The following is a 20701-nucleotide window of genomic DNA, read 5'->3' on the forward strand; positions in this document are numbered from 1 at the left end:
GGAAAGGAATGTCAAACCCTTCGTCGAATCAAGGGATGAAGCTATTATTCCTATTCTGTCAGGAGTGGATGAGTCGTCATGAACAAAACCGACCGTTTATTGGCCATCGTGCTGGAACTGCAGCGGCAGGGGAAGCTTCGGGCGGAAGATTTGGCCGCTAGGTTTGAGACGAGTGTTCGGACGATTTACCGTGATATACAAGCGCTAAGTGAAGCGGGAGTTCCCGTTGTTGGCGCACCGGGTGTCGGATATTCCTTGATGGACGGCTATTTTTTGCCACCCGTGAGCTTCACGGTGGAAGAAGCTGTGACGCTCTTGATCGGTTCAGATTTTGTTGAGCAGAAATTCGATAGAAGCTATGGCTCCCAAGCACAGGCCGCCCGAGGGAAAATCGAGGCGATTCTACCTGAAAACGTTCGTAAAGAAACATCACGAGTACGTACGACGATCAAGCTGCTTATTGCGAATGGAGGGCATAACGGACAGGAAAAGGAATTGATTGAAACCCTTCGTCACGCAATTTTAGATGGCTATAAGGTCTCGTTCCATTATGTGAAAAGCTCGCCGGAAGCCGATGGGAATCGACTAAGCAGCAGAAGCGTTGCCCCCTACGGACTGGTTCATGTGAATGGGGCATGGACACTCATCGCCCATTGTGAGCTGAGGCAAGATATTCGTCATTTTCGCCTTTCTCGCATGAGTGAACTGACCATTCTGGAAGACAGGTTTGCGCCCCCAAGTGATTTCAACCTGCAAGACTATCGCCCTTTAGATGACCGGACTACACTCGTTCGTCTCCGTGTGGAACCAAGCATCGCCGATAAAGTGAAGGAATCTAATTTCTTTTTCCTAGAAGAAACAGAGGAACATCCAGATGGCCTGCTTGTCACCCTGCGTGTCCGCAAGCCCGAAGAAGTGCTTCAGTGGGTGCTCGGATGGGGAGCCGGTCTAACTGTGCTTGAACCGGAATCTCTCAGACAACTGGTTCAGCGGGAAGCGCAAAAAATGTTAAACATTTATCAATCCGAATAAAAAAACTACTGACATAATGCTGTCAGGAGCGCTGTTGTATCATGACCTTATCCGATTTGAAAGGGGTTATCCAAGATGAATACAACCGAAACTTTACAGCGTTTTGAAGAGCTCGCGAATCACTACCTGGAGGAATTGAATCAGTTCAGTATAGAGCAGCTGCTCGAGAAGCCAACTGAAGAGGAATGGTCGCTCGGTCAAATGTACATACATCTTATTCAAACTGCGCTTTACATGCAGCTTCGCAATATAGACCAGTGCCGTACGATGAAAGAGTCCGCACAAGAACAAGCAGGAGCCAAATCTGAAGCGGGCATGGCCGTTTTTGCGCAAGGAGGGTTCCCAGCCATTCGTATTCAGGTTCCACCATCCGCGCAATATACTCCTCAGCAGCCAGAGAGTAAAGAGCAGATCATCGAGGGGCTTCAGACTGTGCTTCAACGCATGAGAGAGATCGAACCGATTCTTCATGAGATCCCTACCGAACATACCGTCGATCATCCGAGATTCGGTGGTTTGAATGCTCAGGAATGGTTTGCCCTGATCGAAATGCATTATCGTCATCATCTTCATCAAAAGAAACGTTTAACAGAAAAAAAGGTTTAGAAAAAAGATTGTTTGGCCAAAATAAGGGAGCAATCTCAATTGCAATTCCATGTAGGGTTATTTATTAGGAGGCAAAAAAATTGGAACACGGTAAAGTAAAATGGTTCAACAGTGAAAAAGGCTTCGGATTTATTGAGCGTGAAGGTGCAGATGATGTATTTGTCCATTTCTCAGCCATTCAAGGTGAAGGTTTCAAAAGCTTGGAGGAAGGGCAAGCGGTTACCTTCGACGTCGAAAATGGTCAACGCGGCCCTCAGGCGACTAACGTTCGCAAAGTATAATGGATGAACCGATAAACAGGCTCCTGCGGGGGTCTGTTTTTTTGTGCCTTTCCTATGAACATTCTTGGATAACGCATCCAAAGTGACTTTTCTCACACCATTCTGATGGTAATAATTCGGATAATGGAATTTAGGTGGTGTGTTCCGTAATGAAAAGACAACTTCACTTGCTAGGGTTCATTGGAATTTGTCTGGGAATGGTCTCAGTCATTTTCGCTTTTATTGTAATGAATAATCAAAAACAGCCCGAACCATACCGAATTGGTATCGTGATTGCGAACAAAGATCGAAATGAAAAGATAGTGGGACTCAAAGAAGGAATACAAAAGCTCGGTCTTCAGGAGAAAAAGGGACTCGAGTATTTTACGGTTGATTTGGAAGGCAGTCGGAACGAGACATACATCGAGAAGCGGTTGCTTGAATTAAAAAACCGAAAACCGGATGTAATCGTGACGACTGGCGCATGGGAGACGATTTCCACCAAAAAAGTAATAAAAAATATTCCCATCGTCTTTATCGGAATCGCGTCACCCAATGAATGGGGATTAATCCAACCGCAAGATTTGATTACGGGAATTGATAATGGACAGATGAAGCTGATCGGCAAAAGAATGGAGCTTCTCCAACACATTTGCCCCTCAACCAAACGAATTCTGGTGGTTGCCGACAAGAATGCGCCCATGACGGAGTTAGCGATTAAAGAAGCCCAGAGAGTTGCCTCAGAGCTTCATTTGCAGATTGATGTGCAACCAATCGCTTCACCAGAAGAGCTGTCCGATTTGATTCGCAAGACCAAGCCGACCCAATATCAAGCGTTATTTCCCTTGCCGAGCTTACTTTTGGAAGACGCGATCGTAGCCTCATTGCCGTTGTTCATTGAACAGAAGCTATTCGTGATTGGCGCCTATCCGGAGCAAGTGAAGCGTGGATTGTTCGCTGCTTATGGCCTATCCTTTTATGAGCAAGGGAAACAAAGCGCTACACTTGTCGCGAAAATTCTTAATGGATCTCCCGTTAAAGATTTGCCGGTGGAGCTTCCGGACAATGTGAACTTGTCGGTCAATGAACAGACATTAGAGAAGCTCGGGATTCGTCTTTCACAGCAACAGGCTGTTATTGTCCATCAACAATATGGAGTTGCTGTGCGATGAGAAACTTTATGCAAAAAGCCTTAAGCCGTTTGAGAACCAAAATTCTGTTGTTTGGCTTATTTATGTCGATCGCCCCGTTTGTCATTCTCGGTTTAATTAATATGGAAATCAGCAAAGAAAAACTGGTGGAACAGGTTCACTCCGCCAATCGAGCGTCCATTCAGAATAGTGTGGTTCAGCTGGAGAGTCAGATTTCACAGACCTTTCAATCCCTGTTCGTTTTGAGAGATTCGCTCGCTGTTAACAGGACGAATGATGTTGATTTGTACTATCTGTTTCACTCGTTTATGAAGAATGTTCCGTATGTTGAGAGTATCTCCCGCTTCACCCATACAGGAGAAGAACAATATTCCGTCAACCGCTGGAGCATTGTAGAGAAGGGAGAGCTGAATCTCGAAAAAGACAAAAACCTCCTTGAGCAAATTCGTCAGGGAAGGACGTATCTAAGCTCAGTTATCCCCAATGTGGACGGAAAAATGATCGTCACCCTTGCTGTTCCCATGAACGATATGGCTGGGGCGAGTGGCGGCATTCTGGTTCAAATCAACTTGAGACAGATGTTTGACCAGATTTTCACACATTCCCGGATCAGCAAAGAAGCTACGATGTTTCTGCTTGATGAGAAAGGGAACTTGATCGGTACTCCTCAAACAATGGAATTAATCGGAAGATCTTTTCATCAGTACAAGCAAATTTCTGTTACTAGCGGAATCCCTGTTACTGTAATGGATGAGGACAAGAATGGAGATCCGATAATTGGATACGCGTTACGGGTGCCAAGTACACGGTGGATTGTTGTTTTAGAGCAATCAGAAAAGGTCGCATTCGCATCCTTACAGCAAATCAAGTGGAATCTGGTGTTATCCACACTGCTTATTGTGTTGCTTGTGTCCGCTACCAGTATTGTTTTTGCGCTTGTTTTTAGCGGACCAATCGAGAAGATTGCTTCAGGCGTAAGGGAAATCTCCGAGGGGAACTTCTCCTTTCGCATACGTGTATCGACATCAGATGAAATTGGACGGTTGGCGGAATCCGTCAATGGCATGGCTCAAAAGCTGCAACGCAAGACGAATGAATTGTTGGAAGAAAAGCAGCGGCTTGACATGGTGGTAAGCGGAATGGGCATGGGGCTTATTTTGGTAGACGAGAATTTCCGAGTAGGATGGGTGAATCGCACCATCAAGGAATGGTTTCAGGGTGACTTTATCGTAGGGCAGCACTGCAAAGAAGCACTCGGAGGGCACTGTGATTGTTGTGAGAATTGCCCCGTACATACAGAGATCATGGTAAAAGAAAATCAAAGAGAAATGCTTTCTTCACGAGTTGATCCACAAGGGAAGCTGCGATATTTTCGTCACCAGATATTCAGACTCTATCCTGAAAAGGTCACGTCTCCTTTTCTTGAAGTCATCGAAGATATTACCGAAAAACGAGAGATGGAATCGGCGGTCGTACAAGCAGACAAACTGGCGGCAATCGGTATGCTTGCATCAGGGATTGCTCATGAAATTAACAACCCATTGGGAATCTTGTCCGTTTACAGTGAAGATTTAAAGGAGCGGATGAGTGAGGAAGATTTTATAACCTTGGCTACAAGCGGTGATGTTGAAAAGTATTTGGATACCATTCAAAAGCAAATTGTGCGTTGTAAGGGGATAACCTCAGGGTTACTTCAATTTTCAAGAAAATCCTCGATTACCTTTGAACTTATCCATACTCACAGTAGTATAGACGAAATCCTTATGCTGATTCAGTACGAAATAAGGAAAAAGCAGATTCAGATCATCAAAAATTACGAAGCAAAGGAATATTACGTGAACGCCACAGCAAGCGAACTTCAACAAGTGTTTCTCAATGTTTTGACCAATGCGCTTGACGCGATGGAGGAACATGGGGTGATTCAAGTGAACACGTACAATCCCACCGAGCAGGAATTGGTGATCGAAATGGTTGATAGCGGATCAGGAATACGTCCAGACCATCTTTCGAAAATATTTGACCCCTTCTTTACCACCAAACCAGCTGGCAAGGGAACAGGACTTGGGCTGTCCGTCTGTTATGGAATTATCAAGAGATTTGGCGGCGACATACAGATTACAAGCCAGGTGGGAACAAGTACGACGGTAACGATTCGACTTCCATGTGCGAAAGGAGAGACACAATATGAATTATAATCAACATATTTTGGTTGTTGACGACGAACCAGAGTATCGGAAGCTTCTCTCTTCCCGTTTAACACGTAAAGGATACACGGTTTATGAAGCGGGTGACGGACTAGAGGCGTTGGAGTATATTAAACAATCCTCGGTTCAATTGGTGCTTCTTGATTTGAAAATGCCCCGGATGGACGGGATGACCTTTCTTCAAATCTGCAAAGAGACGCATCCTTTTATTCAAGTGATTGTCCTGACAGCGCATGGAACAATTGAAACGGCGATTGAAGCGATCAAAATGGGGGCCTATGATTATTTGACCAAGCCGTATCAGCTGAAAGACTTGGATTCGCTTATTTTGAAGGCACTGGATCAACAACATACGGAAGAAGAGGGACAACAATCCAAACAAGAGAGCTGTGCTGAAGGAACCTTTGTAGCTGAAAGTCCTGTGATGAAAGCATTGGTTTCAACAGCGGAGCGGATCGCGCAAACTTCCTATTCTGTGCTCCTCACTGGAGAGAGCGGGACGGGGAAGGAAGTATTTGCTCATTATATCTGGGAAAAAAGTTTACGTCATGATAAGCCGTTCATCCCAATCAATATGGGGGCTATCCCAGAGTCGGTACTGGAAAGTGAATTGTTCGGTCACGAAAAGGGAGCATTTACAGGCGCCATCCAGCAGAAACAGGGGCTTGTTGAAATGGCGGATAAAGGAACGCTGTTTCTTGACGAGGTAGGCGATATGCCGTATCCGCTTCAAGTTAAGCTGTTGCGTTTCTTGGAAAGCGGAGAGTATCGCAGGGTAGGGGGGAACACCTTAAAAAGGGTGGATACCCGAATTATTGCCGCAACCAATATGAATCTGGAACAAAAGGTGGAGGACGGGAGCTTTCGATCTGATTTGTATTATCGGCTGAAGGTTGTGGATCTGGAGATACCGCCACTTCGGCAGAGACGAGAGGATATCTTGCCACTGGCGAATTTTTTCCTCCATCGTCTCCACCGTAATCATATTTCCAAGAATCTAACCAAAGAGGCAGCGGAAGCTTTGATGCAGTATCATTACCCCGGGAATGTGCGAGAGTTGGCCCATATTGTGGAACGGGGAGCTGTACTATCTTTAGGGCAGCACATTTCACCTTCAGACCTTTTTCCGAACCATTCTTTCACTAATGTAGAAGAAGTGAACCCTCCTGCACATTCAGCAATAGAGGGAGAGGAACAGATCGAGCCACTTAAAGATCTGGAAAAGCTCCACATTACTCGCGCATTGCAAATCACGGATTGGAATAAAACAAAAGCGGCTGAAAAGCTAGGGATTAGTGTGCGAAACCTTTATCGAAAAATTGAGGAGTATGCGATTAAACCATGACAAAATGTCTGATCATGACATTTTGTCATGGTTTTTTCTGACCCTATTTGTTGGCTTCTACTTACAGAGTGGAGAATTCAAAGGGAATTATCCCAAGAAAAATAGTTGGCATCATAATTGCAAATTACTAAAAGTGTGAGGAAAGAAGGTTGAAGAAGGAGAGAGGAAAATGAGACTGAGAAAACTTAGCAAAAGCCATGTCTTGATTTGCTTAGTTGCGACCGCTCTGTTTGTTGGCGGGTGTGCTTCCGACAAGGCGGCGACAACTCCGGTTTCCAAAGACGCAGCAAAGACTGAAGCAACTGCGGCAGATTCGAAAGCACAAGCACTTACAGATTATAAGCCGCCAAGCATGGATGCTGTTCCAGAAGGGCCTTTGGGCGAATCCATTAAAAAAGGCCATAAGATTATGAATGAGACAAGTGTCATGCTGCCGCAAAATGTAGGCAACAAATTGTCTTGCTCAAGCTGTCATGGAAGTGCCGGTGTAGATACTACTTCCCCATTGACTGGCGTAACAGCAGTGTATCCACAGTATAATCCAAGAGCTGGAAAAGTAATGACAATTGAGGATCGAATTAACGGCTGTTTCTCAAGAAGTATGAACGGAAAACCACTTCCTTATAACAGTGATGAAATGCGCGCAATGGTCGCTTATTTAAGTTATATCTCGAAAGACGTGCCAGTTGGCATTAAAGAAAGACCATGGGTCAAGAAGAATTCGATGAAAGACGTTCCTACGCCTAATGTTGCGAATGGCGAGAAGATGTACCAACAATCCTGCATAGCCTGCCATGGTACGGATGGATCCGGTACAGGCCCTACCACCGGACCAGCACTATGGGGAGACAATTCCTTTAATATTGGTGCCGGAATGGGCAGAATCTCTACCGCTGCAGGGTATATCCAACGGAATATGCCACTTGGTGAAATGGGTGGAATCAAGCAAGGTACGTTAACCGACCAACAGGCTGCGGATTTGGCAGCGTATATCCTTTCTCAAAAGCGTCCAGACTTTGCCAAGAAGGCAGATGACTGGCCAAATGGAGGAGCGCCAAAAGATGTGCCTTACGAATTGAAAAGCAGCAAAAAATAAGCAATAAGTAATTAAGAGGCCGATCAGCCTTAGGGATGATCGGTTTTTTTGCGTATAAAAATACTTATCTAGTGAAGTCGAGTACCCGCATAAGATTGTAGTAGGGCAGGAGGTAATTATATTAAACTTACTCGATCAGCAGTTATCTAGTTTCGATAAGCATGTAACGCCATGTTGTGCGCCGTTAGCAATTTAAGTATTGTATATAAATAACCAAATTTACTATCGACTTTTTCGCATATCATGTTCATTTAAACCAGGAGGTTGCAGCTATGGACTTAAAGTTATCTAGAAAAAAAGCACTTATTGTAGGAGGAAGCCGTGGCATTGGTAAAGCGATTGCCCGCCAAATGGCTTTGGAAGGTGTAGACTGTACGATTTGTTCAAGAAACGAATCCTCGCTAAAAATCGCTGCAGAGGAATTGGCTCAGGAAACAAAAAGAAATATCTATCCAATTGTGGCAGATACCACGAATCCTGATTCTATCCTAAATTTAGTCGAAAATTCAGCTAGGGCGATGGGGAGTATTGATATTCTAATCAACAGCGGGGCCCGTGTTGGCGGTCAAGTGCCAGAGGATTTTAACAGCATTAAAGAGGAACTAATTCTGAAAGATTTTGAAGAAAAGTATTTGGGCTATTTTCGCAGTATCCGTGCTGTAGCACCTTATATGATAAAAAATAATTGGGGACGTATCATTAATATAAGCGGCCTGGCAGCCAGAATAGGCGGTAATTATTTTAGTTCCGGTCCGCGTAATGCATCTGTCGTCCATTTAACAAAATCCGCATCAATGGAATTAGGGAAGCACGGAATTACCGTCAATGCGGTTTATCCAGGGATTGTAAGTACGGAAGCATTTAGAGAACGGGTAACTGATGAGGATGCTTTACGCCAGTTAGCGGCAATGAATTCGCTCGGTCGCTTGATTACAGCGGAGGAAATTGCTAATGTCGTTACCTTCCTGGCTTCACCTTTGTCGGCATCAATTAACGGCGATGTCATTTCGGTAACCGGCGGCATTGGCAATACCGTTTATTACTAAAAAGTTCGGATGATACGGTTAACTGTAACGCAGATTATCAATAAAACAAAAAAACGAGCCTCGCTAAAATTTGAGGTTCGTTTTTTGTTTTAATCGTTGTACTTAAATCAGAAGCGAGCTTTTCTTTTGCACGTATTTCCCCAGCCTCCCGCATAAGATTATACTATGGCAGGAGGTGGCGACGGGTGGCAGTGTTTCGCGCACGAAGGCGATTTCGCTTTCCGATGAACTTGCATTTTGGCAGACGAGTTCGACATTCGAATCATTTCTTTCGCCCACGCAGACGAGTTCGCAATCCGATGACTCGGACAAAGGCATTTTTGATCGCATTTGTCATTACGATTGTTTTATCGTTTCAATCCTTGTTCTGGCTGGAGCAACGGTTGCAGCCAACCTTGATGATCCTGGCCTCGCAAAAAGCTGAGCAGCTTGCCAAGCAAGCGATCAGCGACGCTGTCACCAAGCGGATTGCCCAGCAAGGGGTCGACTTTAACGAGATTGTCCACATGGAGAAGGATCAGAACGGGAAGATTCAGGCGGTGGACTTCAATTTCAAGGAGTATTCACGGATTGTGGGGGAAACCACCTCCCGTATCCAAAACCGACTAAAAGAGTTCGAGGAAGAAAAAGTGGAGCGCACCATTCCCTTAGGTCTGGCGACGGGGAACAGCTTCCTGGCGCAGATGGGACCTGATTTGCCGGTCACCTTCATGCCGATCGGGTCGGTCAAGACAAGACTGGAGACAGATCTCAAGGAAGCGGGCATCAACATGGTTTTGGCGACCGTTTACATATACGTTGAAGTGGATTTGCGGATCGTGATTCCGTTTAATACCGACCAAAAAACCGTTGTTACCCAGATCCCGATCACCCATTCGCTCATAGTCGGCGAAGTTCCTCAGTATCTGTACAACAATCCTGCCGGAAAGCCAGAGGTACCGAAAATGCAGGACGCGGCACCGAATGGCGATACGGGGGCGAAATAAACGATGAGGTTTTACGGAAAAACGACTTATTTAACTAGTAAGGACAAACGACCAGAGCCGGTTGATTAGAAAATGCATAAGATACAGTAAATCCTAATAAAGGAGGGGTATCCTATGAGTTCTTTTTTCAGCGGATGTTTTGAAGACGAATTTGTGTTGATTCTTGTCCTTTTCATTTTGTTGGTTATCGTCGGAGCTGGTATTAACTAATCGCTGGGCAAGAGCAAGAGGAGACCGATATGGTTCTCCTCTTTTTCATTCAAAAATGGAAAATCGGATCGCTTTACAATGGTAAAGTGATTCGACTTTCATACCATACGCGTAAGCCCGCTAAAGAAAAGACTTCGTCCGCTTGCAGTCTCCTTGGAAGTGACACCTAGCGAAGGAAAGGAGAAAGGGATAAAAGGCGCCACTCAACCCGAAGGGCGCGAAGCGTTTGGCGACTTCCTTTCGGATTGAAAGAGCGGACTTTTAGCATCCTTGCGAGCTTCCACAGAGCGAAAAGGGACGAAGTCTTTTCTCATTCAAACCAGGCCTTTGCCAACCGAAGTATGCCTTCTCTTATTTGGGTCTCAGACATTCCTCCATAGCCAAGCAATATCGTGGCAGAGATGGGGCCAGACGCGGTTGCTTCAGGCGAATCCCGCAGCCAGAGGTGAGATGTCGGATAAACTCTGACCTGTTGGTTTGCTGCTTTGGCAATTAACTTCGCTTCGGACATGCCATTTCGCACCTGCAGGAGAATATGAAGTCCGGCCTCGCTGCCAACAAGTTGGACGCGCTCATCCAAATACTCGCGGATGGCGTTGACGAGGGCGGATTGCTTTTTTTGATAGATGACCCGCATTTTTCGTATGTGACGGGCCCAATAGCCTTTTTGCATAAAAAGCTGCAAGGTACGTTGATGGAGGCGAGATACACTCTGTTCATACCCTGCAAAACGCGTGCAAAACGGTTCCAACAGTTGATGGGGCAGAATCATGTACCCCATGCGGATAGAGGGAAGAAGAGATTTGGAGAACGTCCCCAAATAGATCACCCGATCTGAGCGATCCAGCCCTTGTAAGGAGGGAATTGGCTTTTGGTAGTAACGGAACTCGCCGTCGTAGTCATCTTCTATGATGAATCCGTTGTTTGCTTGTGCCCACTGCAGGAGTTTTAGCCGTTTGACGATGGGCAACACCATGCCGCATGGGAACTGATGGGAGGGGGTTATGTAGACAAGCCGTGCCGCGCTTGCGGACAACTGCTCCAGGTCTAACCCGTCTTCTTGCAGCGACACGGGATGAAGATCACATCCATGGTTGCGAAAAATGGTCTTTGCACCCAAATAACCTGGATCTTCCACGGCAATATCGCGAAACTCTGGCCCGACCAGCAGACAGAGAATGCCCAACAGATATTGTATCCCGGCGCCAAGAACGATTTGCTCGGGGGAACAGTTCACACCTCTGGATTGATGCAAGTACTTTGCGATCTCCTGACGCAATTCCCAATCTCCTTGGAAATCTCCATAGTGAAAAAGCTCGCTTGATTCCTCCGCTAAGCTTTGATTCGAAAGTCTGCGCCAAATCTCGAGTGGGAAATGGTTGAAATCTACGTCGCCGTTGCGAAAATCGTAATGGATCATCTCAGAAGACGGTTCCCCCGAAATCGGGGCAGAAGAGCGGATAGGAGAAGTAGAGCATGAACCGCTGGAATTCTTTACAGGCATGCTTACAAATTCCTGATCGAGCATGGAGACAAAAAGTCCTTGCCGGGGGCGGCTGACAAGATACCCCTCGGCCAGTAGCTGTTGGTAGGCGGATTCAATCGTATTGCGGCTGAGGTGAAGGTTTTTGGCGCAGTCGCGAACCGAGGGCATACGAGTGCCGGGACTGAATCGGCCTGAATGGATTTCATCCCGTATATATTGATAAAGCTGCTGATAGAAGGGAATGGTCTGATTATCTGTAATGTTGGGTGTAATTTCGAGCATATCCACACTCCTCGGATCTTGGCCTCACGAAACAACAGAACAGGGGGGCAATCAATTATGACTTCCGCAGAAGCTTGAGATACGTTTTGGCAAAAGTGAACCAGTTTCTGGTTTTTCCGTAATAGCTATAGATCAGGTTGTACAGTAGATGGTATTTTCCTTTGTATGGGTACCAGTGAACTTCCGAGCGTTTGGTTCCCGGGTCAATAACGACCGCTTTTTCATGGCAAAAGATTCGCAATCCACCCTCCCCGTGATATCGCCCAATACCGCTTTGCTTCGCGCCGCCAAACGGAAGATTGTGGTTGGCAACCGTGACGAGTACATCATTAATGGCGACGGCGCCACTAACCAAGCGGGAGGAAACTCGTTTGGCTTTGGTTAAGTCACCACTCCAGACGCTTGCGTTCAACCCGTAAACAGAATCATTGGCCAGCGCAATGGCCTCCTCTTCCGTATCGAATGGGATGACAGGGAGAAGCGGTCCAAATGACTCTTCCTGTACTACCTTCATCGATTGTTTCACATTGGTTAAAACCGTAGGAGGCAGGAACAATCCTTGATCCGTCTTCCATTCGGCTGGTGCACTACCCGTCCGAAGCTCGGCCCCAAGCGCTAAAGCTTCTTCCAGCTGTTCTTTAATGATCAGCAGTTGAGCGGGGGAGGTCATCGATCCTACATCATCATCTGGGCCAAAACCCTGGTTCAACTGATTGACTTCATCTATCAGCCTGCTGACAAAACGGTCATAGATCGACCGCTCCACATACAGACGCTCCGTTGACATACAGACTTGACCGCTATTCGTAAAAGCTCCCCACAAAGCTCCTTTCACCGCGCGTTTCAAATTGGCGTCGGCGAACACAATCATCGGGTCTTTGCCGCCAAGCTCCAGGGTAGTCGGAATCAAGTCTTTGGCCGCTTGCGCTTGAATGATTTGTCCGGTGCGCACAGAGCCGGTAAAGAAGATATAATCGGGCTTGCCTTGAGTAAGAGCTGCGCCTAGCTCTTTGCCGCCGTGAGCCACTTGCACGACGCCATTGGGGAAACCGACCCGCTCAAACAATTGCTGTACAAGTAGGCCTACCAGCGGAGTGATTTCGGAAGGCTTCAAAATCACCGTGTTACCGCTCACCAAAGCACTGATGATCGGCATCATCGCCAAGTGCAGGGGATAGTTCCACGGAGAGATGACCAGGACGACGCCTCTTGGCATGTATTCAATGTAGGAGCTTTTTCCGATGAGCAGGATCGGCGTCGATTGTTTCTGCTTCATCAGGATTCGTGGCGCATGCTTTTCTATATGTTCAAGAGCGTCAAGAATGGGCAGGATGTCGGCTACCAAAGCGTCAACTTTTACTTTGCCTGTGTCATTGGAGATGGTTTGAACAATCTCTTCCATATGATCCGCCATGTATAATCGGAGTCGGCGAAGATAGTGGATGCGCTCGCGCAAGGAAAGAGCTGACCAGCTTCCAAACGCTTCACGTGCTTGAGCGAACATCTCCGGTACCGCTTCAATAGGCGTTTCCTCTATTTCCGCGATGACTTGCAGGGTGGCAGGACATGTCACTTGCCATTTATGGTTAACAGTCGGCTGTTGCATACGAACACCTCGCTATTATCGGATGTGTAATTGTTTGCTTGTATCGTGTTTGTGCGCATGAAAATAGGCAACCATCGAGGGAATTCCAACCGCAAAATCTGGACAACGAATGCCAGAGTCTCGTAAATCCTGAACGGTTTGCGAATTATCGTAGATAGACTGGCAGGTGAAGTAATCCATTGCTTCCTTTTCTACCCGAAGCCATTTACGTACTTGCGGTATGGAAAGGGCCGCCTTTGCCCAAGACAAAGGGACTCTCCCACGAGGTCTGCGTCCGGTTAACGCTTCACATAGCATAGCATACAGCTCATGAATCTGATAGGGAGCGGGGTCGGTCAAATGGTACGTTTTCCCGATACCGATTTCCGCATGACCAAGGTAGGCGGTAGCCTCAATAATATAATCCACGGGGACAAAGTTTCCTTGGGCAGATCCACTGCCGAGATAGGGAATCAACGGGAGAAATTGAAGCCGATCAAAAAAGTTCAGAATAAAATAAGGTCCGTCAAATTTTATCGTCTCGCCTGTCTGGGAATAGCCTTTGACAATTCCGGGGCGGATGATTGTTGTGGGAATTTGCGGCATGATCTCTTGCACGAGGAGCTCGGCTTCATATTTGGTCTGTTCATAATGGTTCTTAAAGGATTGATTCATCACAAGCTCAGTCTCATAGATGCGACCTTCGCGAGTACCCGAGACATAGGCTGTACTGAAGTAAACATAGCGCTTCAACTGTGTAAGTGTACCGATCCATTGATTCACATGCCTCGTTCCCTTAACATTAACCGCATAGGCAATATCCTTTGGGACAGCCAAATCGTAAATTGCGGCGAGATGAAAGACATGTGTGATGGAAGGGGCTAGGTTTGATCGGATTTCGTCACCTAGACCTAGATTGGGCTTCGTAATATCTCCTGTAAGAATGGTGAATCGATCTTGCGTAATCGCCTCATTTGAGCATATGCTGGCGACTTCCTGCTGTGCCTTGGATCGCATGGATGGAAGGACAAGCAAATAGCAATGCTCCATTGGGTAGCCGCTCCGAATAAACTGCCGAATTAAGGCGTTTGCTATAAATCCAGGAAATCCAGTGAAAAAGTAGACATTCCCCATCGCATGAACCCTCCGAATCTGTTATTAACAGGTAGAATTTTCTAACAATTATCATACCACCTATTGTTCATGCGTCAATTCTGTGGAAGATCCTATTACAATTGAGGCTATATGAGTAAACGGAATTGTTAGTTTAGACACTCCTTCTCCCCAGCGATCCAAATTATAATGAAGTGAAATTTGAAAAGTATTACGGTTTTGTGAAAAAACACTACAAATTGACTATTTTTTATTTTGAAAAATAGTATAATAGTCCTGCGTATCAAAACTATGGATCTTCTGTCACAAAAAGGCTTGGCAGTCTCCTGGTTTCGAATGAAGTGGAGGCAACACATTATGATTAAAGACTTTTTATTTAATGCTACGATATTGATTTCGATGTTTACGATATTGGGTCAACTTTTTAAAAGACACCTTGTGCGTGCCGATTCTCCAGTCAAGGTAAGAAGCTTATGGGGAGTATCGCTTGGAATACTAGGCTTAATCTTAATGACATTTTCCATTCATATTACGAACTCCACGATTGCGGACCTAAGACATATTGCGACGGTGATTGCCGCCGTTTTTGGAGGGATGGAAGCAGCGTTAATCTCTGCTTTGATCATTGCGCTGGGGAGAGTCGTCTTTTTTGGATGGAGCCAACAAGCTGTAGTGGCTGCAATTAATATGCTCCTAGCCGGGATTTTTTGCGGCTGGCTGTCCACGTTTCGCCTTGCAGACCATCAAAAAGCGTTCTGGATGAACATCGTCAGCCTGGGATGTATCTCGATCGCTTTTGCTATCAATCTACATAATTGGGATCTTTTTGTCGGCATATTGAAATACCACTACACCTTCTCCTTGATTGGCTGCGCCATCGCTTATCACGTCGCGCGATATGTGCTCCGCTCCAATGAGTCCGTGAATGAACTGAAGCATGTTACAGAAAAATATCAAACCGTTGTGCATCATGTAAAAGAAGTAATTTTTCAAATGGATATTGAGGGCAGATGGACATTTCTCAACCCGGCATGGGAAGAAATTACGGGGTTTTCTATTCAAGAAAGCATCGGGAAAAGTTGGATGTCTCAGATTCATCCCGATGAATTGGCACTCAATCAGCAAAAATGTTCGGCATTAATTAAACGGGAAATTGAGTATTGCCGCCATGAAATCAGATTGTTACATAAGGACGGAAGCTATAAATGGGTGGAAATTTACGCACAGCTAACGACTGATCACGACGGTCAAATAACTGGGGTATCTGGAACATTGATGGATATCAATGCTCGGAAGATTGCGGAGGAGGAGATGTTCGAAAGCAAACAGAAATATAAGACGCTTGCGACTCTGTCACCCGATGGTATTCTGGTTCACTCCGAGGGGAAGATCATCTTCATCAATGAGTTTGGTGTGAAATTATTTGGGGGGACTCGTCGTGAGGAGTTCATTGGCCTACCCATTGAGGAACTTGTCGTGCAGGAATCCATGCCGATTGTTCTTGAACAGAGCCATAGAATTTACGAACAGAAGGAATCGATTCATTTAGTGGAGAGGAAATATCGTCGAAGAGATGGGAAAGTCATTCATGTCGAAGCTTCTGTCTCTTATGTGCTTTATGATGGGAATCCTTCCGCGATGGTGATTTTTCGGGACATTTCCCTTCGAAAAGAAATGGAGAGCGCGCTGATTGAAAGTGAAGAAAGATTTCGCCTGATTGCGGAAAACTCATCCGATTTGATCAGTATGCATGACGAGCGCGGTTCTTATCTGTATGTTTCCCCAGTTTGTCGTGAGATTCTGCAGTATGAGCCGGAAGAACTACTGAAACACACCGTCTACGATTTTATTCATGCTGACGACGTGGACTCTGTCATGACTCACCAAACGGAGCTTTTTAAACAAGGTCACAGCGTCACAACGTATCGTGCCCGTCAACGAAATGGGGAATATATCTGGTTTGAATCCTCGATTCGATTACTCCAACATGTGAATGATAAGGCCACTAAAATCATCGCTGTGTCCAGGAATATAACTGAGCGTAAAGAGGCCGAACAAAAATTGAAAGAAGCGAATGAGCTGTTGAAGAAGCTGTCCACGATTGATGGGCTTACACAGGTGGCCAATCGTCGCTATTTTGATCATACGGTCAGTCAAGAATGGCAGAGAGCCTACCGGAACGCCTCCTCGTTATCCGTCGTCATGGTCGATATTGATCACTTCAAGGCGTACAACGATACGTACGGACACCAAAACGGAGATGATTGTTTAAAACATGTAGCACAAACGATTAAAAATACGCTACGGCGCTCTTCCGATGTGGTTTGCCGATATGGAGGAGAGGAGTTTGTGGTCATTCTTCCTGACACGAACGAAGAGGGTGGAGAGATGGTTGCCGAGCTAATCAGGCAATCGATTGATTCCTTGATGATTCCGCATGAAGGCTCAAGCGTCGCTGATCATGTAACCGTGAGTTTGGGTGTGGCAAGTATCGTCCCATCCAAAGAATCCGAATTAAGTGAACTCATTCGTTGGGCGGACAACGCGCTCTATCAGGCCAAGAACGAGGGAAGAAATAGGGTAAGGATTGGAAAAGCAACACTGTAAAATTAGAAAAGAGCCGTTACTAATCGAGTGCGGCTCTTTGTCATAATATCGGAATGTTTAATTGCTTTACAGAGGTACAGTAATTAAACATTCCTTCCTTTCGCGTAAGCCCGCTTAAGAAAAGATTTCGTCCACTTGCAGTCTCCTTGGAAGTGAAACTTAGCGAAGGAAAGGAGAAAGGGAAAAAAGTCGTCATTCAACCCGAAGGGCGCGAAGCGTTTGGCGACTTCCTTTCGGATTGAGAGAGCGGACTTTTCAACATCATTGCGAACTTCCACAGAGCGAAAAGGGACGAAGTCTTTTCTAACCTTATTTGCCGGAACTTTGACGCTCCCACTGAATCAGATAACTGTAGGGATTGAAGGACCATTCGTCAGAACCAGTGTCCCGATACATACCATAATGCAGATGTGGGGGGAATTTGCCTGAAGTGCCTGGTCTTCCATAGCCTGAGCTGCCTACATAGCCAATCACTTGCCCGGGTTCAACGATATCGCCCGACTTCAGTCCTTTTTTAAAAGAAGACAGGTGGGCAAAATAATGATAGATATTATCCAGGTCGCGAATGCCAACCCGCCATCCTCCAAAGCGGTTCCAGCCGATGATCTCAACGATTCCGTAACTGGTACTTAACACAGGGGTGCCGTAATCAGCAAAAATGTCTGTTCCCTCATGAATTCGTATTCCACCCCAACCCCGTGCTTCTCCCCAAGTATTATTGTAGCTATAGTCGTATCTTTTAGGGATAGGAAAGCTGTGCTTTACAAGGTCAAGCTCCTGATACTTGTCATATATTTTAGCGAACTGTTTGATCGTTTGAACGGCTCGATCTCGTTTATAATAATTCCAAAGCGCAATCGAGAAATCTTCAGTGGAAAATCCATAGTCTGTCAGGTAATGAATGATACTGTGCAAGGCATCAAGATCATTCGATGGATCTGCTTTGCCATCTCCAGTACCGTCTTTACCCATTCCTCCAAAGAAAAAGATGGACGACTCGTCCTGATCATCCTCTTCCGGATTGAGAGAACCTGACCACATAGCAGGCGGGATAGAGATTGCGGTGAGTCGATCACTCTTTGCTTTTGATGTTTTGCTTCCGCGCTTTTTTATTGTTCGCTCGTATTGATCAATAGCGGCAAGATAAGTCCATGGAATGCCGTACAAGGCCTCCATTTGCTGAAACAATTGAATGCGAGCTGTTAATGTAGGATTGGCTTTTTTAGCTGGTTTCACTGTCTTAGACACAGAATATGAGATCAGTTGTTGGTATGGGGTTTTGGCGGCTTCTATGATCGTCCCACTCCAAAATAACGGGAGTATGACACTGGCCAGCAACGCTATTCGTCGCAAAAAGCATCTCCTCCAAATACAGGTCAACTTTTCGTATTTTTGCCGTAGAGATTGAGTTTTACACTGGAAAGATATTGTCAGTACAAAAGTGAAGAGATTAAGGGAGGGAAAAAATTGATTTATTACATACAAGCCAATCAATCGTTCTCGTTAAGAGATATACGATCTCTTTTTCGGCAATTAACAGACGTGGATATGCCAACAGTTTGGGAGAATCCGTTTCAGGATGAAGATTTCTCTTGGGAAGACCTATCCAAATCGAAAATGCTTGATCATTGGATGAATGAGGATTGGTGGGAGGAAGAGAGGCAAGCTTTCGTTGAGCTTTCGCGGATGATTGGCGGATCGGATAAAATCTATTTGGCTCCACTTAAGGTTCCTGGGCAGTTTCCGGTAGAATGGTTGCATCTTCTGCAGGGGTTGACGATCGAGCCTTCCGCGGAGTCGTTCGTCTTGTCGCCTTTAGCCCTTATCTGGCTGAAAAAGGTGAATGCCAGCAGTTTGAATCCGTTTCCGGCAACGGTTGAAATGGTCGTCGTGGATAAAGGGATGGCCTTGATGCGGTTGACGGCAGAAGAAAAACCACAAACACTGACAAAAGAACAACATCAGCATCAAAACGAGCATCTTGATGAGTCCATGGTGCTGGTTCAAGCGAATATCGACGACTCAACGCCTGAATGGCTAGGATATGTCATGGAGAAGCTCTTCAGGATCGGTGCTAATGACGTAAACCTCCTTCCTGTGACGATGAAAAAGGGCAGACAAGCCAATATGCTGCAAGTCCTTTGTTACCAAAGCTTGTTGGACATGGTCAAGCATACGTTGTTTACGGAGACGACCACATTCGGTCTTCGTTATTTTCCCGTGACCTGTCATCGATTGGCCAGACGTTTTCATACGGCCGCAACCCCTTGGGGGGAGGTCTCCGTCAAGTTAGGTTATCTGTCGGGCGAGCGCGTACAGGTCGCACCCGAGTATGACGAATGTGCCCAGATTGCCGCAAGAGAAGGAGTTCCGCTGAAAAAGGTGTACCAGGCGGCGATTCAAGTGGCTAGCGAGGAGACGCCAGAGAGGTTGTAGAAAAGACTTCGTCACTTTACGCTCTGTTTAAGCTCACATGTAGCGTCTGCTGTCCGCTCTGTTCACTTCGGAAGGGAGTCGACAAGAAAATCACTACGTTTCTCACTGGAGTAAAGAATGCCGACTCTTTTCCTTCCTACGTTCTCTACGCTTTGTTTCGCTTAAAATGAGCTGGAGTGACGAAGTCTTTTCTTCAGCGGGCTTTCGCAAATGGAAGGAAAGTTCAATTGCTTTACTTTTGTAAAGCAATTGAACTTTCCGAAATTAAAAAACCACTTTCCGTCACATCAGTACAATTTGACGGAAAGTGGTTTTTTGATTATATCGAGCCAATCAAAATACGCAGTACATTCGGTTGATCTTCTAGGTCTCGTGTACCTGCGCCGTAACCGATTCGCTCGACGGTCATCGCCGGGAGTGGGCCAAACTGACTGACCAATGCTTTGGCGACCCCTGCTCCTGTCGGAGTGGTAAGTTCATGCTGAATCGTAGTTGTTCGAAGAGGAATATCCTTGAGGATCTCCAGGGTTGCTGGAGCCGGCACAGGATACAACCCGTGATCGCAGCGAACAAAGCCGTTGCCCGTTGGTACAGGGCCACAGTACAGTGCTTCGATGCCCAAATTCTCCAAGGCCAGGGATACCCCCACGATATCCACAATAGAATCCACAGCTCCCACCTCATGAAAGTGAACAACTTCAATCGGGATATTATGGATTTTTGATTCGGCTTTTCCGATTTCGTAAAAGATAGCGAGCGCATGTTTTTTCACTTGCTCCGATAAATCGGTTTGTTTAATCATCTCGACAATGTCGTGATAACCCCGATGGTGATGGTGGTGATCATGGTGATGTTTATGATCATGTTCGTGATGATGATCGTGATGATGATGTTCGTGATGCTGATGGTGATCATGATCATGCTTGGATTCATCGTGATGCTCTGGCAGTTGCTCACTCAAATTGTCGTCAAGCTCCGGAATCTGGTCATGGTCAGGCTCTTCCATATGCGCATGCTGGTGATTGTGGGTTTGGGATAGTTTAGCATGATCGCGTTCCAGATCGTGCACATCCAGTTTTAAAGCACTAACCCCTTTTTTCACGGTTGTGTTCCATTCCAACTCAAAAGAAACGGGCAATTTGTAAAGTTCTTGTTCAATCCAGCTAAGATCGGCTCCCGCATCCACAAGGGCTGCAAACATCATATCGCCGCTAATTCCTGAGAAACAATCTATGTATGCAATTCTCATTTGTTCA

Annotated in this window: 17 protein-coding genes; 12 read left to right on the top strand and 5 right to left on the bottom strand. The window is 45.9% G+C overall.

The genetic code is table 11. The features are described 5' to 3' along the window. Positions 1–78: 78 nt before the first annotated feature. The 10 genes from ACQCN2_RS18950 (at position 79) to ACQCN2_RS18995 (ending at position 9936) form a co-directional block, all read left to right on the top strand. Complete coding sequence (locus tag ACQCN2_RS18950; RefSeq protein WP_426930517.1) at positions 79–1032, top strand: helix-turn-helix transcriptional regulator; 954 nt, start codon at positions 79–81, stop codon at positions 1030–1032. A 75-nt stretch (positions 1033–1107) separates the two neighbouring features. Continuing rightward, entirely contained in the window at positions 1108–1638 is a 531-nt protein-coding gene (locus tag ACQCN2_RS18955) for a DinB family protein (RefSeq protein WP_426930518.1), read from the top strand. A gap of 80 nt (positions 1639–1718) precedes the next feature. Further along, the gene (locus tag ACQCN2_RS18960) at positions 1719–1919 is read left to right on the top strand and encodes a cold-shock protein (protein WP_426930519.1); all 201 of its coding nucleotides are present in this window, start codon (positions 1719–1721) and stop codon (positions 1917–1919) included. A gap of 149 nt (positions 1920–2068) precedes the next feature. Further along, positions 2069–3070 (top strand): ABC transporter substrate-binding protein, encoded by a 1002-nt coding sequence (locus ACQCN2_RS18965; RefSeq protein WP_426930520.1) that lies wholly within the window; start codon positions 2069–2071, stop codon positions 3068–3070. Further along, complete coding sequence (locus tag ACQCN2_RS18970; protein WP_426930521.1) at positions 3067–5244, top strand: sensor histidine kinase; 2178 nt, start codon at positions 3067–3069, stop codon at positions 5242–5244. Before ACQCN2_RS18965 ends, ACQCN2_RS18970 begins: the two co-directional genes overlap by 4 nt. Then, a complete protein-coding gene (locus tag ACQCN2_RS18975; protein ID WP_426930522.1) occupies positions 5234–6598 on the top strand; it encodes a sigma-54-dependent transcriptional regulator in 1365 nt (454 codons plus the stop codon). Before ACQCN2_RS18970 ends, ACQCN2_RS18975 begins: the two co-directional genes overlap by 11 nt. A 169-nt stretch (positions 6599–6767) precedes the next feature. After that, positions 6768–7694 carry a c-type cytochrome gene (locus ACQCN2_RS18980; protein WP_426930523.1) on the top strand — a complete coding sequence of 309 codons (927 nt, stop codon included), beginning with the start codon at positions 6768–6770 and terminating at the stop codon, positions 7692–7694. 272 nt (positions 7695–7966) lie between these two features. Further along, on the top strand, positions 7967–8740 hold the full coding sequence (locus tag ACQCN2_RS18985; protein WP_426930524.1) for an SDR family NAD(P)-dependent oxidoreductase: 774 nt from the start codon (positions 7967–7969) through the stop codon (positions 8738–8740). Positions 8741–9039: 299 nt separating this feature from the next. Beyond that, positions 9040–9726 (top strand): sporulation protein YunB, encoded by a 687-nt coding sequence (yunB, locus tag ACQCN2_RS18990; RefSeq protein WP_426930693.1) that lies wholly within the window; start codon positions 9040–9042, stop codon positions 9724–9726. Between the two features lie 114 nt (positions 9727–9840). Then, on the top strand, positions 9841–9936 hold the full coding sequence (locus ACQCN2_RS18995) for a YjcZ family sporulation protein (protein ID WP_426930525.1): 96 nt from the start codon (positions 9841–9843) through the stop codon (positions 9934–9936). A 310-nt stretch (positions 9937–10246) separates the two neighbouring features. On the opposite strand, the gene pdxR is transcribed toward ACQCN2_RS18995, so the two are convergent. From pdxR to ACQCN2_RS19010, 3 genes are read right to left on the bottom strand one after another with little or no spacing between them, the layout of a single operon-like run. Then, a complete protein-coding gene (gene pdxR / locus ACQCN2_RS19000) occupies positions 10247–11704 on the bottom strand; it encodes a MocR-like pyridoxine biosynthesis transcription factor PdxR (RefSeq protein WP_426930526.1) in 1458 nt (485 codons plus the stop codon). Between the two features lie 55 nt (positions 11705–11759). Further along, positions 11760–13310: an aldehyde dehydrogenase family protein gene (locus ACQCN2_RS19005; RefSeq protein ID WP_426930527.1), complete on the bottom strand. Its 1551-nt coding sequence runs from the start codon at positions 13308–13310 to the stop codon at positions 11760–11762. Positions 13311–13325: 15 nt separating this feature from the next. Beyond that, positions 13326–14423: an SDR family oxidoreductase gene (locus ACQCN2_RS19010; RefSeq protein ID WP_426930528.1), complete on the bottom strand. Its 1098-nt coding sequence runs from the start codon at positions 14421–14423 to the stop codon at positions 13326–13328. A gap of 336 nt (positions 14424–14759) precedes the next feature. Here ACQCN2_RS19010 and ACQCN2_RS19015 point away from each other — a divergent pair, with 336 nt between their 5' ends. Next, complete coding sequence (locus ACQCN2_RS19015; protein ID WP_426930529.1) at positions 14760–17009, top strand: PAS domain S-box protein; 2250 nt, start codon at positions 14760–14762, stop codon at positions 17007–17009. Between the two features lie 309 nt (positions 17010–17318). On the opposite strand, the gene ACQCN2_RS19020 is transcribed toward ACQCN2_RS19015, so the two are convergent. Beyond that, positions 17319–18257, bottom strand: coding sequence for a M23 family metallopeptidase (locus ACQCN2_RS19020; RefSeq protein ID WP_426930694.1), 939 nt, complete (start codon positions 18255–18257; stop codon positions 17319–17321). Positions 18258–18476: 219 nt separating this feature from the next. Between ACQCN2_RS19020 and larC2 the strand changes: the two genes are divergently transcribed. Then, positions 18477–19445: a nickel pincer cofactor biosynthesis protein LarC2 gene (gene larC2, locus ACQCN2_RS19025; protein WP_426930530.1), complete on the top strand. Its 969-nt coding sequence runs from the start codon at positions 18477–18479 to the stop codon at positions 19443–19445. Positions 19446–19764: 319 nt separating this feature from the next. On the opposite strand, the gene larC is transcribed toward larC2, so the two are convergent. Beyond that, complete coding sequence (gene larC / locus ACQCN2_RS19030; protein ID WP_426930531.1) at positions 19765–20694, bottom strand: nickel pincer cofactor biosynthesis protein LarC; 930 nt, start codon at positions 20692–20694, stop codon at positions 19765–19767. Positions 20695–20701 lie beyond the last annotated feature (7 nt).

It is taken from the genome of Brevibacillus ginsengisoli (assembly GCF_050113715.1).
GTDB lineage: Bacteria > Bacillota > Bacilli > Brevibacillales > Brevibacillaceae > Brevibacillus_H > Brevibacillus_H ginsengisoli.

What these genes read in the sequence shown, in the direction of transcription:
- ACQCN2_RS18950 (WP_426930517.1), top strand. Translation starts at nt 79, where the DNA reads ATGAACAAAACCGACCGTTTATTGGCCATCGTGCTGGAACTGCAGCGG.
- ACQCN2_RS18955 (WP_426930518.1), top strand. Translation starts at nt 1,108, where the DNA reads ATGAATACAACCGAAACTTTACAGCGTTTTGAAGAGCTCGCGAATCAC.
- ACQCN2_RS18965 (WP_426930520.1), top strand. Translation starts at nt 2,069, where the DNA reads ATGAAAAGACAACTTCACTTGCTAGGGTTCATTGGAATTTGTCTGGGA.
- ACQCN2_RS18970 (WP_426930521.1), top strand. Translation starts at nt 3,067, where the DNA reads ATGAGAAACTTTATGCAAAAAGCCTTAAGCCGTTTGAGAACCAAAATT.
- ACQCN2_RS18975 (WP_426930522.1), top strand. Translation starts at nt 5,234, where the DNA reads ATGAATTATAATCAACATATTTTGGTTGTTGACGACGAACCAGAGTAT.
- ACQCN2_RS18980 (WP_426930523.1), top strand. Translation starts at nt 6,768, where the DNA reads ATGAGACTGAGAAAACTTAGCAAAAGCCATGTCTTGATTTGCTTAGTT.
- ACQCN2_RS18985 (WP_426930524.1), top strand. Translation starts at nt 7,967, where the DNA reads ATGGACTTAAAGTTATCTAGAAAAAAAGCACTTATTGTAGGAGGAAGC.
- yunB (WP_426930693.1), top strand. Translation starts at nt 9,040, where the DNA reads ATGACTCGGACAAAGGCATTTTTGATCGCATTTGTCATTACGATTGTT.
- ACQCN2_RS18995 (WP_426930525.1), top strand. Translation starts at nt 9,841, where the DNA reads ATGAGTTCTTTTTTCAGCGGATGTTTTGAAGACGAATTTGTGTTGATT.
- pdxR (WP_426930526.1), bottom strand. Translation starts at nt 11,704, where the DNA reads ATGCTCGAAATTACACCCAACATTACAGATAATCAGACCATTCCCTTC.
- ACQCN2_RS19005 (WP_426930527.1), bottom strand. Translation starts at nt 13,310, where the DNA reads ATGCAACAGCCGACTGTTAACCATAAATGGCAAGTGACATGTCCTGCC.
- ACQCN2_RS19010 (WP_426930528.1), bottom strand. Translation starts at nt 14,423, where the DNA reads ATGGGGAATGTCTACTTTTTCACTGGATTTCCTGGATTTATAGCAAAC.
- ACQCN2_RS19015 (WP_426930529.1), top strand. Translation starts at nt 14,760, where the DNA reads ATGATTAAAGACTTTTTATTTAATGCTACGATATTGATTTCGATGTTT.
- larC (WP_426930531.1), bottom strand. Translation starts at nt 20,694, where the DNA reads ATGAGAATTGCATACATAGATTGTTTCTCAGGAATTAGCGGCGATATG.